The following is a 16,553-nucleotide window of genomic DNA, read 5'->3' as shown; positions in this document are numbered from 1 at the left end:
TCGCCTCTCAGATCGTCTGGGGCGGCTGCGCCGCCGGCTCCGGCGGATGGACGAGCGCGGCGCCGCGGGCCGCCAGGGGCCGGTGCAGCAGCCCCGCCACGGCCGCCACTCCCGCGAACAGCAGCCATCCCCCGCTGAGGCGGAGCACCACCTGAGTGATCACCAGCGGCGCGAGGATGCCCTGGAGGGCGCTTCCGAGCTGGTAGGTGGCGAGGTAGCGTGCCCGCCGCTCCGGCGGGGCCAGCTCGTAGGAGATCGTCCAGGCGCCGGCCGACTGCCACAGCTCGCCCCCCGTGAGCAGGACCACAGCCACCAGGGCGAGGGCGACGGCGAGCCAGGCCACGCCGACGTACGCCAGCAGGTAGGCCGCCACGCCGAAAGCCCCGAGTGACAGGCCCGCCTTGACCATGTCGCCCGCCGCCCCGGGCAGCGTGACCGCGTCGCGGGCGAGACGCGCCTGGAGCAGCACGGCCAGGGCGGTGTTCACGGCGACCAGAACCCCGATCATCGCGGGCGGGACGGCGGTCGCGGTCACGATCCACAACGGCAGCCCGAGGGAGAGCAGTGGCATGTGATAGGTCAGCACGCCGTTGAGCAGGGCGAATGTCACATAGCGCGCATCGGCTCCGAGCCCCCGTCTGGGGCCGCCGCCCGTTCCCGTCGTGACCAGCCGGCCGAAGCCGGCCCGCCGCAGCAGCGCCGCCTCGCCCAGGAACGTCACCGCGTTGACCAGGACGAGCGCCATGAACGCCGGACGGGTGCCGATCTGGATGACCACAGCCGCCGACAGCGCCCCGAGCCCGAAGCCGATGTTGCGTACGGCGCGGGCCTTGGCGAGTGTGTCGACCCGGTCCTCGGCGGGGACGGCGGCCGCGGTCATCGCCTGCCAGACCGGCGGGACGGCGGTGTCGGCCAGGCCGATCAGGCAGGCGACGGCGACGAAGACGGGGAAGTTGCCGGCCAGCGCGTACGCGACGTAGCCCGCGCTGCGCCACACCTGCAGGGCGAGATAGACGCGGCCGGCGCGCAGGCGGTCGGCCAGCGCCCCGATCGGCACGGCCGCGACGAACCCGGCCAGCGCCGCCAGCGTGAGCCCGATGCCGACCTGACCGGCGGTGAGCCCGATCGAGCGGGTGAAGTAGAGCGCCGAGCCCGTCACGAACAGGCCCGTGCCGAAGGCGTCCACGATCCCCGCGGCGGCCAGCCACCGGCCGAGCGGGGTTCGAGGCACCAGCGTCGCGGCGACGAAGGCGCGCAGCCGGCCGATCACCGGGCACCGTCTCCCCCGGCGGCGACGTCCAGCGAGGTCTCGCCGACGACCTCCTCCACCCGGAGGGACAGCAGGGAGACCGCCTTGACAGCGCGCTCCTCGGCCTCCTCCCCGGTCGCGCCGACCGCGATCGCGTGGCCGAGCCGGTCCCAGGACGACCTGAGCGGCGCGGCCACGTCGCCCACACGGGCGGTGAGGACGCATTCGGCCTCGTCGTACGCGGGCCATCGCGCGTGGGTGATCCGCCCGGCCGGCGCGGTGACGAACCGGACGGCCGCCCCGGCGCCCGCCCTCTCCGGGAGGTCCACCGGCCGCCCGCACATCAGCTCGACGAAGGCCCGCACAGGCGGGAAGCCGTAGGCCCGCTCGACGAGATCGAAGATGCCGTCGCCCGGCATGCGGCCGGCGCACTCGACCAGGTGGAAGTCGCCGCCCGTGTCGATCCACTCGGCGTGCAGCACCCCGGTGCCGAAGCCGATGGCCGTGGCCAGGCGAGCCGTCAGCCCGCGCAGCCGGGCGGCCCGCTCACCGTCCAGCGGCGCGGGGACGACGTGCCCGATCTCCACGGGATGGGGACCGGGGGCGACCCTTTTCAGGGTCGGGTTGACGAAAACCGGCTCGCCGTCGCGGACGAAGGCCTCCGTGCTGTACTCCTGGCCCGACAGGCGCTGCTCGGCGAGGTACTTCGGCGGCAGCCCCCGGTCCGGCACGAAGGCGGTCTCCTCGACCCCGGTCATGCGCCGCCACGCCTCCTCCACCGAGTCGCCCGGCTCCATGAGCTGCACTCCCAGGCTGGCCTGCCGGTTCGCGGGTTTCAGCACGGCGTGGCCGCCGAAGCGGGCCACGGCCCTGCTCGCCTCGGCGGGGGTCGTGACCCGCGTCCACATGGGGCCGGGGATGCCGGCGAGCGCGGCGGCCTCGCGGAGCAGCGCCTTGTCCCGCAGGATGCGGGCCGCCCGCGGCGTCGCGCCGGGGAGGCCGAGCCGGTGGGCGGCGCGGGCGGCCGACTCCACGCCGTATTCGAGGCCGGGGAGCACGCCCGCGACGTCTTCGCATCCCGGCGGCACCACGTCGTCCGCGTCCATGTGGGCCATCGGGACCAGGCGCGCCACGGCTGGGCAGGCGGCGGCGTGGCCGGCCAGCCTCCTGCGGGCGATGAGGTCCGGCTCCTCGACGGCCACGACCGAGCCTGCCGGCAGGATCGCGCACGCGGCGTCCAGCAGCGCCTTCGCGTAGCCGTACACCAGGACCGTCGTCATGGGGCTCCTCCCTGATCCGGCTCCATCTCCAGCACGAACCGCCGGGCCAGCTCCCGCTGGGTCGCGAACGCCTCACCGGCGGTCGCCACCCGCAGCAGGGCGAGCCCGGCGTAGAACACCGACGACGGCTTCTCCGCGACCCGCTGTCCGGGGCGGTGATACATCGTCAGCCGGGCGACCCCAGGAACGGCGGCGAGCTCCCCCGCGTCGCTGATCCGCCGCACCACGCCGTTGCGTCCGGGGAGACCGATCCAGCCGGTGATCACGCCGCCGTCCCGGAACGCGGCCTCGGGCGGGTCGCCGAGGGCGCAGGAGAGGAAGGCCCGCCAGAGGTTCACGCCGTGCCTGTCCTCGACAGCCTGGACGACGCCGCCACCTCCGGGGCGGCAGGCGATCTCGCTGAACAGCAACTCGCCGCCGGCGTCGAAGGCCTCCATGTGGGTGATCCCCGCGCGCATCCCGAGCGCGGCCACCGCCGCCGCGTGCAACTCGCGCATGGACGCCGCGGCGGGGTCGTCCGGGGGGAGGGTGAACGACCCGAGGAAGCGGTTGCCCACTGTGAGCACGGGCTGGAAGTACTGGGAGACCGAGGCGAAGACGACCTCGCCGTCATGGACGACGCCGTCGCAGTGCAGCTCCCTGCCGGCCTCGACGAACCGCTCGACGACCAGCGGCGCGGAGACCTTCTCCAGCCCGCCGGGAACGGGCGAGTCCTCCTCCAGCCGGTAGGTGCCGCGCGCCCCGGCGCCCATGGAGGGCTTCACCACGACCGGCCGGCCCAGCTCCTTGGCGGCTCTGCTGAGCCCGTCCAGCCCGCCGATCACCTGGAACGGCACATGCGGCAGGCCGGCGGCCTGGATCGCCCGTTTCATCACGTCCTTGCGGGTGAACCGCACGGTCGTGCCGAACGGCATGCCCTGGATCCCGTGGAAGGAGCGGAGGAAGCCCGCGGCGAGCTGCCCGCGCTCGTTCGACGCCGCCACGGCGTCCAGGCCGTCGCCCAGCAGGCCGGCGGCGGCGTCGCGGACGGCGGTGATGTCGCCGAGGTCGGGGACCGTCGCGACCTCCGCCTCGCCGTACCGCCTGGCGTGCTTCGGCTTGGTGACGACGCACAGATCGACGCGAGGGTCGCCCGCGAGCAGCTCCGCCGGCTCCATCCGGTCGGTGCCGAGCAGCAGGAACCGCCGCCGCGTCACGCCTCCTCCTTCACCGAGATCCGCACGCGGCCCGCCAGGGCCCGGCTGCGCTCCAGCGCGTCCGGGCCGGTACGGCCGGTGGCCAGCACGTACCCGAGCCGGTCGCCCGAGTCCCGGACCGCCGTCACCCGGTCGCCCGGCGCCACCCGGATCTTGACGAGGTGGGCGCCGGCGCGGGCCTCGTCCACGCCGTCGACCGCCGTGACCACGCCGCGGGCGTCCGGGCCGGTCAGCGGCGGGGTGAGGAACGTGATGGCGGCCCCACGGGAGGGGGTCTCGGGGATCGCCGCCGGTCGCCTCCCGCACGCCAGCCAGGCGACCGTCGCCTCGACCATGTCGATGCCGTACGCCAGCCGGACCAGGTCGTTGATCCGGTCGCCGCCCACCCTGTCGTGGGACTCCACGATCCTGGGGCCCGCCCCGGTGAGCACGACCTCGGTGTGCGCGGCGCCGTCCTGGAGCCCGGTCAGGTCGAGGAAGGTCCGCACGAGGGCCGCCACCTCCTCCAGTTCCTCCGGCGAGAGGCCGGCCGGCACCATGTGGGAGATCTCCACGAAGCCGGCGTCGATCCCCTTTGCGGTGACGGCGACGACGGCGTGCTCCCCGCCGAAGCTGACGGTCTCGACGCTCACCTCGGGCCCGTCGAGGAACTCCTCGATGAGGAAGCCTTCTCCGGGCAGCCGCGCGATCGCCGCGGCCACGTCGCCGGGGCCGTCGACCCGGGTGACGCCTCTGCTGGCGCTGCCGCCGGCCGGTTTCACCACGCAGGGGAAGCCGTGCCGGGCGCCGAAGCGCACGACGTCGGCCGGGGTCTCCCCCGCCGCCCACGCGACGGCCATGCCGCGCCACCCGTCGAGCAGCTCGCGCATCCGCCGTTTGTCGCGCAGCAGCTCCGACGTACGGGGCGACGGGCCGGGCAGGCCCAGCTCGTCGCGGAGCCGGGCGGCGGGCACCAGCCCCGGCTCGGTCATCGACAGCACGCTCCGCACGGGGCGGATCTCGTGATGGGCCGCCACCATCGAGCGCAGCAGCTCCGGATCGCGGGCATAGTCCATGAGGAGCGCCCGCTCGGCCCGCGCGGCCTGACCGAACCGGCCCGGATCCTCGACGAACAGGGTCTCGACGCCGAGCCGGCGGGCCGCCGCCTGCGGCGACTTCCCGCCGATGATCACCAGCCGGCCCGAGGCGTCCTCGCGCGGCCTGCGCGTACGGCACCGCCCCCCGGCCGGGGCGTCGCCGCCGTGGAAGGTCACCGTACGGGCCTCGTCGTCGTAGAGCAGCCAGTGGCCGTCCCGCGCGGGGCCGGCGTTGACGAGGTGATCACCGTCGAGGGCCTGGGGCACCCCGGCGGCCGCGGGGAGCGCCTCGTACATCAGGGCGTCCGGGGACGCGGTGATCCGGATGAGCGCGGGCCGATGGCTGTGCCCGTAGATCGTCACGGGGAGATCGGGCGGCTCCGGCAGTTTGGGGGACCACACCCCGCCCTCGATCCTGAACCAGTCGAACTCGTGCCCGTGCACGAACAGGGCGCGGGCGGTCTCCAGCCGAGGGGGCGCCGACAGCAGCGGGCGCAGCACGTCCGGCACTCCGGGGAACCCCGCCCCCTCCGGCGCTTCGGGAGAGTCCGGCGCCTCCGGCGCTTCGGGAGAGTCCGCCGCCTCCGGCGTTCCGGGGTGGCGCAGCGCGCGGGCGATCCGTTCCTCCTGGTTGCCGAGGACGAGCAGCTCGCGGGCGGCCAGCTCCCACAGCGGCTCGTCGCGGTCCACGACCTCCTCCAGGGGGCGGCCCCCGCGCAGGTCGCGCTTGGAGACCTTCGCCTCCAGGTAGTCGCCGAGCAGCACGAGCCGCGCACCGTGCCCGGCCGCGGCCTCCATGATCGGGCCGAGCCGGTCGAGGCGGCCGTGCAGGTCGGCCACGACGGCGTATCTCACTGCGACTCGCTCAGCGCGGGGACGAGCAGGCCGCGCTCGGCCAGGACGGCCGTGGCGCGGGCGAGCACCTCGCCCGGCTCGGCGGACGCGTCGAGCACGACGGCGCCCGTGCCGCGCATCTCGCGCTCGTAGCCGGCGCAGAGCCGTTCGATCTTCTCGCGCAGACCGGCCTCGGAGTAGACGCGGGTCCAGCGGTCGCCTCGCTCCATGAGCCTGCGGCACGCCAGATCGGGGTCGACGCGCAGCCAGAACAGCACGTCAGGGCGGGGGATGACGTCCGCGAGCCGGGCGTACCACGCCCGATCGTCGATGACGCTCCCGCAGTAGACGGCGCTGGTGTGGAACCACCGGTCGAACACTACGGCGTCGTACTGCTCGAACAGCGGCCCCTGGTAGCGGAACTGCAGCAGTCCTTCCAGCACGTAAAGGGAGTGGCGCAGGTCGCCGGGGACGACGTCCTGGTAGAACACCGACTCGTCGTCGGAGCGCTCCACCAGCGCGCGGAACACCCCGATCATCTCCCGGCACGGCCGGGCGAGCAGCGCGCCGTCCCCTGCCGACAGGGCGTCGACCAGGCCGCGGGCGAGGGTCGACTTGCCCGATCCGTCGACGCCCTCGACTGCGATGAGTGCGTAATTCAGCCGGTCGTTTCGGTCATGGCTCACGGTGACCCCCTTGGAGTCTCTTAGAATCATGTGCGTGAGACAGCCGCTTATCGGCGTCTCCCTGCGCCCCTGGCGGCGTCCGGGGAAGCGCGAACGCTGGATGCAGAGTCCTGAGTTCTTCACCGTGGTCAGGGCGGCGGGCGGCGTGCCGCTGCCGATCCCGCCCATGGACCTTCCTGGCGTACGGGCCCTGTACGACCTGTGCGACGGCCTTCTGCTGCCCGGCGGCCGGGACGTCGACCCCGCCTCGTACGGCGCCGCCGCGCGGGAGGAGGAGACCCTCCCCGACCTGGACGTCGTGGAGATCGCCCTCACCCGCTGGGCGGCGGAGGACGGCCTGCCGCTGCTCGGCGTGTGCCGCGGCGAGCAGATCATGAACGTCGCCCTCGGCGGCACGCTGTGGGGTGACGTCTCCGAGATCCCCGGCGCGGCCGATCACGGTGGTGACGACCTCCCGACGACCTGGCACGAGATCGCCGTCACCGCCGGCAGCAAGCTGGCCAAGGTGCTCGGCGGCACGCGGGCGACCGTGAACAGCCGCCATCACCAGGCGGTCGACCGTCTCGGCGAGGGCCTGCGGACGGTGGGTGAGAGCCCGGACGGGGTGATCGAGGCGATCGAGGCCGACGGCGACTGGTTCGCGCTCGGCGTGCAGTGGCATCCGGAGGAGGCCTCCGAGCACTCCACCGGCGATCCCCTGTTCCGCGCCCTGATCGAGGCGGCCACCGGACCCCGCACGCGCCCCGCGGCCTGAGCCCCCCACGCCGCCGCCGTCCGCCGGCCCCGGCCGGCGACCCCGGGGGGTCACGCGGAGACCACCAGACCTGCGGCGGACAGTCCCTCCACCAGCCGGAGGGCGGCGCCGACGGCGTCGAGCGTGTCCGTCCCCTCGATCGCCACCATGGCCCACCTGCCGGGCACGCACGCGACCGCGCCCGCGCGCCGCCCCTCCGCCAGGCCCGCGATGGCCGTCCGGGTGGCCTCCAGCCCGGCTGTCGTGGCCGGCCGGTACACGCGCGTCGCGACGTACGCGTCACCGCCGAGCGTGTCGTGGAACGCCCGCATGTACTCGGCGCCGTGGGACGACAGGTTGAAGTCGATCACACCCATGATCGGACGCGCGCCGAACCGGCCGCCGACCGTGCCGACGGCGAAGTCGAGGCCGCCCATCGCGAGCCCGCCCCGGCAGCCCTCACGCTCGGCCGCCGGCCCGTTGAACGCCTCGCGCACCGCGTCCATCGCGTCCGCCATCCGCCGGTAGAACTCCTCCGGCACGCCGATGAGGCGGCAGGAGTCCTTGTCGAGGGTGGCGTTGCCCTCCCATGAGCAGCCGTTCATGAGCTGGACGGTCAGCCCCTCGGCCACCTGGCCGTACCGGACGTGACCGGAGGGCGCCGCGATGAAGTCACGCCCCCCGACCGTGAAGCGGGGGAAGTCGACGTGCGCCTCCAGCAGGTAGTCGTCCCCGTGGGGGAAGGCCTCGGCGGCGTGCCGGGCCAGCGCGGCGGAGTCCGCGAGGTCGATGCCGGGCACGATGCGGGCGCCGTCCCCCGCCTCCCCCGGCTTGAGGCAGCCGGTCGCCAGGCCGTACCGCTCCTGGAGGGCCCGGGCCGCCTCGGCGACGGCGGCCTGGAAACCGGCGGGGTCGTCGCCGCGGGGGATGAGATAGCCGGGCAGCACCGGCACCGCCATGTCGAGCCGCAGGAAGCCCTCCGACCGGCGCTGCTCGGCGGCGAGCAGGTCGTCGGGCTCGTACCGCGCCCAGTCGAGGTCCGCCACGCCGGCGACCGTGGGGTGGATGTGGTTCTTCCTGTTCCACCGTCCGGAGACGACGGGGTCGTTGGCGTCGACCCGCAGCACGTCGAGCCCGGCCCGCCCGGCGAGCCAGAGCAGGAAGATCTGCATCTCCACGTCGAGCGCGTACAGCCGGGTCACGGCGTGCGGCCGGGCCCGGCACCACTCGACGAGGGGATCCAGGGCGGACGGCCGGTCCCTCGCGGCGACCATCAGGGCCTGGGAGAGGTAGTAGTGATCGAGGTCGCCGATGTCGAGGTGGTCGAGCCCGGCGAGCCGCACGGCCTCGCGCCAGGGCCCGTGCCGCCCCACCGCGAGGTCCTGCGGGCGGGCCAGGCTCACCACCCGCGCCTCCAGGTAGCCGGGCACGTCGTGGGCCGTGCGCCCGGCGGCCACGTCGGCGACGTCGCCTTCGAAGCCCTTGGTGGTCCGGGTCGCCGAGTGCATCAGCACGAACGGGGGCGGCTCCTCGCCGGGGGCGGCGACGAACGGCCGCAGGCGCTCGGTGGCGGCGATCTGCACCTGCGCGGGGTCCAGGCCCAGCAGGTCGCGCGCCAGCCGGTCGATCTCGTCGTCGCTCAGCACGACAGGGCCGGTGGAGAACCCCTCCCACGGGAGCTCACGGCCGCCGGGCAGCCGTACGGACCGGGAGACGCCGACCGTCATGACAGATCCCCTTTCACCAGAGGGCCGGTCAGCCTGCGATGGGCGTCCGCCATGACCGGGAGCTCTTTGCAGAACGCGAACCGCAGCATCCCGGCCGCCCGTTCCGGGCGGGTGTGGAACGTCGTCATCGGCAGGCCGGCGACCCCGCACGAGCGGGCCAGCCGATCGTTGGCCTCGAAGGGATCCTCGCCTGCGACGGGTGTGCGCGCCAGCACGAAGAACGCTCCCGCCGGCTCGGCCGGGTCCCAGCCGATCCGCCGCAGCGCGTCGAGCAGCAGGTCGCGCCGTGCGGCGTACTCGGCGCGCTGCGTGGCGAACCAGCCGGTCCGCGCGGCCCAGCGCAGCCCGTGCGCCACCGCCGCCTGTAGCGGGGCCGGGGCGCAGAACGTGACGAACCGGTGGACCTCCCGCAGGGCGGCGGTCCACCGGGCCGGGGCGAGTGCCCACCCCACCCGCCAGCCGCACACGCTCAGCGTCTTGGACGCCGACGAGCACACGATGGTCCGCTCCCGCATGCCGGGCAGGGCGGCGACGCTCCGGTGCGGCTCGCCGTACCAGAGCTGCTCGTAGACCTCGTCGGTGATCACGATGAGGTTCCGCCGGTCGGCCAGGCCGGCGATCTCCGCGAGCTCCCCGGCGTCCGGCATCCAGCCGGTGGGGTTGTGCGGCGCGTTCAGCAGCAGCACCCGCGCCGGCGGCGCCGACGCGAGATCCAGGACGTACCGGCCGCCGCTGCGGCGCAGCGGGATCGGCAGCGGACGCCCGCCGCTGCGGGCGATGAGCGCCGGATACGCGTCGTAGCCGGGCTCCAGCGTCAGGACGCCGTCGCCCGGCGCGACCACGGCCGCCAGGGCGCAGAACAGCGCCTCGGTGGCCCCGGCCGTGACCGTGATCTCGCTGTCCGCGTCGTAGGCGCCGCCGTAGTGGGCGGCCAGCGCGGCACGCAGCCGCTCGACGCCCTGAGAGGGGACGTACTGGTGGGGCCCGTCGCGGACGGCGTCGGCCGCGGCGGCGTGGAGCGGGGGCGGCCCGCCGAAGTCGGGCGCGCCCCTGCCCAGGTTGACCGCGTCGAGCCGGCGGGCCAGCTCGTCGGTCACCGTGTACACGTCACGCATGCTCGACCCGGTAGAAGGCCGACGGGTTGTCCCACAGGATGCGCCGCTTGACGTCCTCGGACAGCGGCGCCTTGAGGACGTCCTCCAGCTCCTCGCCGAACTCGTGGTCCGGGTGCGGGTAGTCGCTGGCGAACAGCAGCCGGTCGGTGCCGATGTCGTCGGCCAGCTTGCCGAGGTACGGTTCGCAGCCCTCGACCGTCACCCAGCACTGGCGGGCGAAGTACTCGCTCGGCGGCCGTTTCACCTCCGGGATCTGGAACTGCCAGTGCCGGTACTCCAGGTCGTCCAGCCGCCACAGCAGGTACGGCACCCAGCCGCAGCCGGCCTCCAGGAAGCCGAGCCGCAGGCCCGGATGGCGCTCCATCACCCCGCCCTCGACCATCGAGATGAACGCCATCATCTGCTCCATCGGATGGCAGCAGGCGTGCATCGCGAAGTGGCTGGTGAAACGGTCGGCTCCGGCGGCCGGCAGCCGCGTGTGGCATCCCTCGTGGAAGCTGACCGTGACGTCGAGCTCCGCGCACTCCGCCCAGAACCGGGCGTGGTCCGGGTGCCCGACGGGCCGGCCGTTCACCATGTTGGGCCGCAGGATCACCGCCCGCATGCCGAGGTCGTTGACGGCGTGCCGCAGCTCGGCGATCGCGAGGCTGACATCGTGCAGGCTCAGCAGCGCCACTGGGCGCAGCTTGTGCGGGTCGGCCGCGCAGAAGTCACGCAGCCAGTTGTTGTACGCCCGGCAGATGGCGGCGGCGAGCTTGGGGTCCAGGTGGTCGATCGCCGCGGCCCCCAGCCCCAGCGAGGGGTAGAGGAACGCGATGTCGACACCCTGGGCCTCCAGGGCACGCAGCTGGGAGGGCGGGTCGAACGGGAGGTAGTCGCCGTACTGCGCGACGGTCCGCTCGTGGAACAGCTCGACGAGCGCGTCCGGATAGTTGCGGTACATCGGCTCGCCGTCGACGATCATCTGGGCCCAGCCCCGGTCGGTCTTCACGGTCCGCTGAGGCGCGCGGTCCCGGAAGGCCGGGTCGATGTACTCCACCCAGAGGTCGTCGGGCTCCATCACGTGCCCGTCGGCGTCGATGACCCGGAGGTCCGCGATCTTTTCCGTCATCTACGCGGTCACCGGCTGCTTGACGGTCTTGGCGTACAGGGCGCGCCAGAAGTTCCCCAGCAGCGCGGCCATCTCCAGGGCGCCCTTACGGATCTCGGCGTGGGCCTCGTCCGCCCCCGTGACCTGCTCCACGGCGTCGTGGATCCACTCCACGTGCTCCCGTTCGATCAGCAGGTGGAGGTAGAAGTACTCCAGGCTCTCCACGGTCGACTCGGGGAACAGCCGGAAGCCCTCGTAGAAGCTGGCGATCATCGGCAGGCCGCTGAGCTCGATCGTGTAGTGGCCGCCGAGCGCCGACTCGATGCTTCCCTCAAGGAACATCTTCTTGATGCCGTCGACGAGCGCGACGGTCTCGGGGAGGTAGTCGGCCTCGCCGATGTCGGCGATCTTGACACCGAGAGGGGCGCAGGACTTCTCGAAGAGCCTGAAGTGGATCTCGCCCTCGCTGCCGCCCAGCTCGGAGACGATGGTCTTGGCGAGCTCCTTGCGGATCTTCTCGTCCTCCACCCGGTGCGACAGGCCCGCGAGGATCTGCGGGAAGGTGCGGATGTAGAGGTAGTACTGGTCGGCGAACACCTTGACGTCCTCGACCGTGATCTCACCGTTCCTGAACGCGGCGAAGAAGGGGTTTTCAACGCATTCGGTGGCCTTGACGTCCCTGTTCAGAGCGTCGAAGAACTCCTCTGTGGGCTGCACGGCACTGTCCTCTCGTGATGGGGTGTTTCCCTGGTGAGCCGGTCCACGATCGACCGCCACAGGACGGGCGGGGTCTCAAGGGCCGGAAAGGCTTGGACGTCGATGAGGTACGGCCGCCGGTGGGCGTCCAGCAGGACGTCGAAGACGGCGTAGCGGAGTGAGAGCGCCCGCGCGCCCGCCGCCGCCGCCTGCCACAGCTCGGGAGGCAGATCCCCGCCGGACGCCGGAGCCGTGCGGCTGTCGATCCGCAGCACGTCCCCGTCGACGACGGTGACGCGCAGCTCCTCGCCCCGTATCTCCTCCTCGAACAGGAAGCCGTCGGTGGAGCACAGCAGGTCGAGCAGGGCCTCCGTCCCCACCGGCACCTCCCGGGGCGGCCAGTGCTCCCCGGCCGGCGACCGGAGGGCACGGCCGTCGAACAGATAGCCGGTCCGCCAGCGGTCCTGGCGCAGATGCGTGATGCCCTTGCCCATCGAGCCGCAGATCGCCTTGACGTACACGCCCCCGGCGGCGAGCTCCAGCAGCTCCGCACCCGTCCGGGGGAAGTGCGCGCGGGGCGTCGGCACTCCCGCCGCGAGCAGCGTCCGCTTCACCGCGAGCTTGTCGCGGGTCACGGCCACCGCCGCCGGCGAGTTGACGAAGGCCAGTCCGTCCAGGGCCTCGGCGACCTTCGCCAGGTATGCGGCGAGCGCGGTCGCGTACGCCCGCGTGCCGTACACGGCGGGCAGGCGGCCCTCGATGGCGGCGTCCCAGTGTTCGTGCGGGAAGCCGAGGAACACCAGCGCGCCCGGTCCCGGCGGGCGGCGCAGCGCCCCGCCGTAGGAGACCACCGGCTCGGCCACCCACTGCGGCACGGCGTCCGCGACGACGACCATCGAGGTCATGAGCGGGCCCCGATGAGCTCCAGCACCTTGCGGGCGACGTCCTCGGGCTCGCCGTCGCCGTCGATGACCACGCAGTCGACCTCCGACATGACCTGGTCGTACCGGGCGGAGAGCCGTTCGAGATCGGTGAGGAGCTCGCCGCGGTCCCAGTTGTCCACGGTCCAGTCGCCACGCGTGACCAGCCGCTCCAGCGCGACCGTCGGCGAGGTGCGCAGGTAGCACAGCACGTCCGGGTCCGGGATGAACTCGGCGAACTTGCGGTACCAGCTCTCGTGGCGGCCGAGGTCGCCGCAGTAGACGTCGTAGGTGGGAAGCCACCGGTCGAACAGCAGCCAGTCGAACTCGGCGTACCGCGGCTGCCGCCACCGGAACTGCATGATCGCGTCGACGATGTAGGAGGCGTATCTGACCTGGGAGGGGACCACGTCCTGGTACCTCACCAGCCACCCGGTCGGCTCGTCGATGATCTCCCGGTAGACGGTGCCCATCTGAGGCGACAGACGCTCCTTCAGCGCCCGGTCGCTCAGCCGCCGCTGCAGCGTCTCGATCAGCGTGCTCTTCCCCGCGCCGTCGATCCCCTCGACTGTGAAGATCTTGTACGGCCGGAGGTCCGCGGGGCTAGCCATACTGAGGGCTCTTCGCCAGCGTCGGGATCGCGGGCGAGGTCTCGTTGACCGAGCGGCGTCCCGCGCAGGCGCCCACGGCGTACAGGCCGGGCACCGCCGTACGCCCCTTGTCGTCGGCCACGATGGTCCCCGACGCGTCGCGCGGGAGCCCGTCGACGAGCGGACATCGGGGATAAAGGGGAACGCTTCCGGTCGCCCAGACCACGGTGGTCTCCGCCAGCGGGCGGCGCTCCCGCCACGCGCCCTCACCGGCGCGCTCGGGCTCGGTGTGGTCGCAGCGCGGCGGCATCGACCACGCGCCCAGGGGGGTGCGGTTGCGCTCCTCGTGGTAGGTGAAGCACAGCTCTCCGCCCTCCACCCGCAGCGAGTCGTACACGATGTGGCGCACGCAGGGGATGGGGAGCCCGGCCCGGCACTCCCGGCCGCCCTTCACGATCAGCTCGCAGGTGAGCTGCGAGGGCGCGCGCCAGGCGAACCGGTCGGAGCTCTCGACGGGATAGGACCCCACGTACCGGTTGGCGAGGACGACGACGTCCCGCGCGGCGGGCGCGACCAGCGCGGCGGTCTGCATGGCGGAGTTGCCCGCGCCCACGACGACCACGGAGCGGCCCCGCCACGGGCCCGAGTCGCCCCGCCCCTGGTGCCGGTACACGTCGCTGTAGCTGAGGGCGCCGGCCTCCCGCAGGGCCGGCGGAGGCACGCGCGGCGCGGAGCCGGTGGCGAGGACCACGGACTCGGCGAGCAGCGGCTCCCGCAGCCCGTGCACGCGCACCTCGAACTCGTCACCGGCCTGGCGGATGTCGGTCACCCGGGCCGTCAGCAGCTCGCATCCGGCGGCGCGCATGCTCTCCCGGACGTAGGAGTCGTAGATTCTCGCCGTGGGACGCAGCCCGCCGACCGGCAGCAGCCTGCCGAGCTCCGCACTGTCGGAGGAGACGGCGAGCTCATGGGCGTACGACTGCAGCGTGGCCTCGCCCATGAAGGCCATGCCCGTCCCCCACCGATCGCTGACGACGAGGATGTCCTCTGGGGGAGTCACCCCCTTGAGTACCTGGATGGCCGCGGCTGATCCGCCACCGATGACGACTAACGGCCAGCGAACTCGTTGAGGCAAGTAGACCGTCCTCCGCGATTGGAATATCCATTTCGGACTCTTGGCAGCGACATGCAACAAAGCTGAAACAAAAGGCTGATTTGGGGGCTCGCGTCTGTTTCGAGAGTCTCTACAGCGCTTCTCAAGCCGTCTAGACGTCGTCCGCTGGCCACAATGGGCGGTGCCGAAAGCGGTCAGCACAATTCATGCATGTCAAGTAGGGAAGCTCTGGAATGCGAACGGCGTCGGGGCGCTGTCCTGCACAGGCCACGCCGGTAGTGGCCACCCGGCACGCGAAGAAAACTTTGTATACAGAAGGAGCGCTAATTCCCCCATATTTCCGGTAAAGGCGGATTTATGATTGGACGTTTGCGGATCGCCGTCCTCGCCAAACAAGTGCCGCTGCTCGACGACCTGTGCCTGGACAGAAACGGGCGGATGAGGCGCCTGGGACGGCCTTCGGAAATGAATCCCTACTGCCGCCGTGCCGTGGCCAAGGGCGTCGAGCTGGCCCGGCGGAGCGGCGGCACGTGCACGGTCTACACGCTCGGCCCGCCGGACGCGGCCGAGGTGCTGAGGGAGGCCATCGCCTGGGGCGCCGACGCGGGCGTGCTGATCACCGACCCGGCCCTCGCCGGGTCCGACACGCTCGCCACCGCCCGCGCGCTGACGACCGCGATCCGCATGGCCAGGCCGTACGACCTGGTGGTGACCGGGCTCGGCTCGGTCGACGCCGACACCGGCCAGGTGGCGCCGCAGGTCGCCGAGCTGATGGACCTGCCGATGCTGTCCGGGGTGAAGGAGCTGTCGATCGAGGCGGGCACGCTGAACGCCCGCTGCGAGCGGGACGACGGGTACCAGAGCGCCACCGTCCGCCTCCCCGCGCTCATCAGCGTGGCGGAGCGGTCGTGCGATCCGTGCAAGGTGCGGCCGGAGGAACGCGCCGGTGACGACCGCGTCACCGTGCTGCGCGCGGCCGACCTCGGGCCGGGCCCGTGGGGGGCGGCGGGCAGCCCCACCCGGGTTGACGAGGTCCTGCCGATCAGGGAGCGCCGGGCGGGGGCGCGGCCGTCCGGCCCGGTCGAGCGGCAGGTGCGCGAGGCCGTCACCCTGCTCGCCGCGAGCGGCGCGCTCGCCCGCCGGGCCGCGGTGCCGTACCCGCCCGACGGCGCGGACGCCCGTCACGAAGACCCGGCCACCGCTCGCGGAGGCCCGGACGCCGGACGGCAGAGCGCGGACGCCGGACGGCAGAGCGCGGACGCCGGACGGCAGAGCGCGGACGACGGCCGCGAGGGCATGGCCGTCGTGTTGGCGGAGACGGGGCGCGAGCGGGTGACCCGTGAGCTGCTGTCCGCCGCCGCGCGCCTGGGCGCGGAACGGATCGCGCTGCTGGCCGGGGAGCTTCCCGACGCGGGGACGGCCTGGACGTGGGGGGCCGACGAGGTCGTGGCGCTCACTCCCCTGCCCGACGACTTCGCCGCCGCGGCAGCCTCATGGCTCACCGGCGCCGGGGCGCGTACGGTGCTGGCGCCGAGCACGTCGTGGGGCCGGGAGGTCGCGGCGCGGGTGGCAGCCCGGCTCGGCGCGGGGCTGGTCGGCGACGCCGCCGCGCTGGAGGCGGCGGACGGGCGGCTGGTGTGCCGTAAGTCCACGGCCGGCGGCCAGGCCCTCGTCAGCGTCACGACACCGGTCCAGCTCGTCACCGTACGGCCCGGTGTGCTGCCCCCCGGCCCGGCCCGGCTGGGCGGCGCCGCGGCCGTTTCGTCCGTACGGGTCGCGCCGCGCGGCCGGGTGCTGGTCACCGAGCGGATCGCCGAGGACGACCCCGCGGATCTCGCGGCCGCACGTGTGGTCGTGGGGGTGGGCCGGGGCGTGGACCCGGAGCGGTACGCCGAGCTGAAGCCGCTGCTCGACGTGCTCGACGCCGAGCTCGCGGCGACGCGCAAGGTCACCGACCAGGGATGGCTCCCCCGGTCCCGGCAGGTGGGGATCACCGGCCACGCGGTCGCCCCCGCCCTCTACGTGCTGCTCGGCGCGTCCGGCAAGCCGACCCACATGTCCGGCGTCCGCGAGGCCGGATTCGTGCTGGCCGTGAACGCGGACCCGGACGCGCCGGTCTTCGACGCGGCAGACGCCGGGGTGGTGGCGGATTGGGCGGAGGCCGTGCCGCTGCTCGTGCGGGAGCTGCGCGCCGCCGTCGATTGAAGCGCGCCGCCGCTGGCCGTTTCGGGCACGCCCGATACGGCC

Annotated in this window: 14 protein-coding genes; 2 read left to right on the top strand and 12 right to left on the bottom strand. The window is 73.4% G+C overall.

Annotated elements, in window-relative coordinates:
- Positions 1–7 precede the first annotated feature (7 nt).
- Genes AB0B72_RS09000 through AB0B72_RS08980 form a run of 5 tightly spaced genes read right to left on the bottom strand, consistent with a single transcriptional unit; the run spans position 8 to position 6,321 of the window.
- Entirely contained in the window at positions 8–1,270 is a 1,263-nt protein-coding gene (locus AB0B72_RS09000; RefSeq protein WP_367738044.1) for an MFS transporter, read from the bottom strand.
- Complete coding sequence (locus AB0B72_RS08995; RefSeq protein ID WP_367738043.1) at positions 1,267–2,529, bottom strand: ATP-grasp domain-containing protein; 1,263 nt, start codon at positions 2,527–2,529, stop codon at positions 1,267–1,269. Before AB0B72_RS08995 ends, AB0B72_RS09000 begins: the two co-directional genes overlap by 4 nt.
- A complete protein-coding gene (locus AB0B72_RS08990) occupies positions 2,526–3,725 on the bottom strand; it encodes an ATP-grasp domain-containing protein (RefSeq protein ID WP_367738042.1) in 1,200 nt (399 codons plus the stop codon). The genes AB0B72_RS08995 and AB0B72_RS08990 overlap by 4 nt, the downstream gene beginning before the upstream one ends.
- A complete protein-coding gene (locus tag AB0B72_RS08985) occupies positions 3,722–5,656 on the bottom strand; it encodes an ATP-grasp domain-containing protein (protein WP_367738041.1) in 1,935 nt (644 codons plus the stop codon). The genes AB0B72_RS08990 and AB0B72_RS08985 overlap by 4 nt, the downstream gene beginning before the upstream one ends.
- On the bottom strand, positions 5,653–6,321 hold the full coding sequence (locus tag AB0B72_RS08980; protein ID WP_367738040.1) for a hypothetical protein: 669 nt from the start codon (positions 6,319–6,321) through the stop codon (positions 5,653–5,655). The genes AB0B72_RS08985 and AB0B72_RS08980 overlap by 4 nt, the downstream gene beginning before the upstream one ends.
- Positions 6,322–6,355: 34 nt before the next feature.
- Between AB0B72_RS08980 and AB0B72_RS08975 the strand changes: the two genes are divergently transcribed.
- Positions 6,356–7,075: a gamma-glutamyl-gamma-aminobutyrate hydrolase family protein gene (locus tag AB0B72_RS08975; RefSeq protein WP_367738039.1), complete on the top strand. Its 720-nt coding sequence runs from the start codon at positions 6,356–6,358 to the stop codon at positions 7,073–7,075.
- 50 nt (positions 7,076–7,125) lie between these two features.
- Here the strand turns inward: AB0B72_RS08975 and AB0B72_RS08970 are convergent, their stop codons facing one another.
- From AB0B72_RS08970 to AB0B72_RS08940, 7 genes are read right to left on the bottom strand one after another with little or no spacing between them, the layout of a single operon-like run.
- Positions 7,126–8,781 (bottom strand): hypothetical protein, encoded by a 1,656-nt coding sequence (locus tag AB0B72_RS08970; protein WP_367738038.1) that lies wholly within the window; start codon positions 8,779–8,781, stop codon positions 7,126–7,128.
- Positions 8,778–9,896: a pyridoxal phosphate-dependent aminotransferase gene (locus AB0B72_RS08965; RefSeq protein WP_367738037.1), complete on the bottom strand. Its 1,119-nt coding sequence runs from the start codon at positions 9,894–9,896 to the stop codon at positions 8,778–8,780. Before AB0B72_RS08965 ends, AB0B72_RS08970 begins: the two co-directional genes overlap by 4 nt.
- Entirely contained in the window at positions 9,889–11,007 is a 1,119-nt protein-coding gene (locus tag AB0B72_RS08960; RefSeq protein ID WP_367738036.1) for an amidohydrolase family protein, read from the bottom strand. Before AB0B72_RS08960 ends, AB0B72_RS08965 begins: the two co-directional genes overlap by 8 nt.
- Entirely contained in the window at positions 11,008–11,703 is a 696-nt protein-coding gene (locus AB0B72_RS08955; RefSeq protein WP_367738035.1) for a TenA family transcriptional regulator, read from the bottom strand.
- Positions 11,670–12,587 (bottom strand): RimK family alpha-L-glutamate ligase, encoded by a 918-nt coding sequence (locus tag AB0B72_RS08950; RefSeq protein WP_367738034.1) that lies wholly within the window; start codon positions 12,585–12,587, stop codon positions 11,670–11,672. The genes AB0B72_RS08955 and AB0B72_RS08950 overlap by 34 nt, the downstream gene beginning before the upstream one ends.
- On the bottom strand, positions 12,584–13,213 hold the full coding sequence (locus tag AB0B72_RS08945) for a dTMP kinase (protein WP_367738033.1): 630 nt from the start codon (positions 13,211–13,213) through the stop codon (positions 12,584–12,586). Before AB0B72_RS08945 ends, AB0B72_RS08950 begins: the two co-directional genes overlap by 4 nt.
- Positions 13,206–14,507 (bottom strand): FAD-dependent oxidoreductase, encoded by a 1,302-nt coding sequence (locus AB0B72_RS08940; protein ID WP_367738032.1) that lies wholly within the window; start codon positions 14,505–14,507, stop codon positions 13,206–13,208. Before AB0B72_RS08940 ends, AB0B72_RS08945 begins: the two co-directional genes overlap by 8 nt.
- Positions 14,508–14,675: 168 nt before the next feature.
- On the opposite strand from AB0B72_RS08940, the gene AB0B72_RS08935 reads away from it, so the two are divergent.
- Entirely contained in the window at positions 14,676–16,511 is a 1,836-nt protein-coding gene (locus tag AB0B72_RS08935) for an FAD-binding protein (RefSeq protein ID WP_367738031.1), read from the top strand.
- Positions 16,512–16,553 lie beyond the last annotated feature (42 nt).

It is taken from the genome of Microbispora sp. NPDC049125 (genome assembly GCF_040802045.1).
Classification (GTDB): domain Bacteria; phylum Actinomycetota; class Actinomycetes; order Streptosporangiales; family Streptosporangiaceae; genus Microbispora.
Note: the sequence above shows the minus strand (reverse complement) of the source record. Positions and strands in the feature narration are given on the sequence as shown.

Coding starts and splice junctions, on each gene's coding strand:
- AB0B72_RS08995 (WP_367738043.1), bottom strand. CDS start 2,529: ATGACGACGGTCCTGGTGTACGGCTACGCGAAGGCGCTGCTGGACGCC.
- AB0B72_RS08970 (WP_367738038.1), bottom strand. CDS start 8,781: ATGACGGTCGGCGTCTCCCGGTCCGTACGGCTGCCCGGCGGCCGTGAG.
- AB0B72_RS08965 (WP_367738037.1), bottom strand. CDS start 9,896: ATGCGTGACGTGTACACGGTGACCGACGAGCTGGCCCGCCGGCTCGAC.
- AB0B72_RS08960 (WP_367738036.1), bottom strand. CDS start 11,007: ATGACGGAAAAGATCGCGGACCTCCGGGTCATCGACGCCGACGGGCAC.
- AB0B72_RS08950 (WP_367738034.1), bottom strand. CDS start 12,587: ATGACCTCGATGGTCGTCGTCGCGGACGCCGTGCCGCAGTGGGTGGCC.
- AB0B72_RS08945 (WP_367738033.1), bottom strand. CDS start 13,213: ATGGCTAGCCCCGCGGACCTCCGGCCGTACAAGATCTTCACAGTCGAG.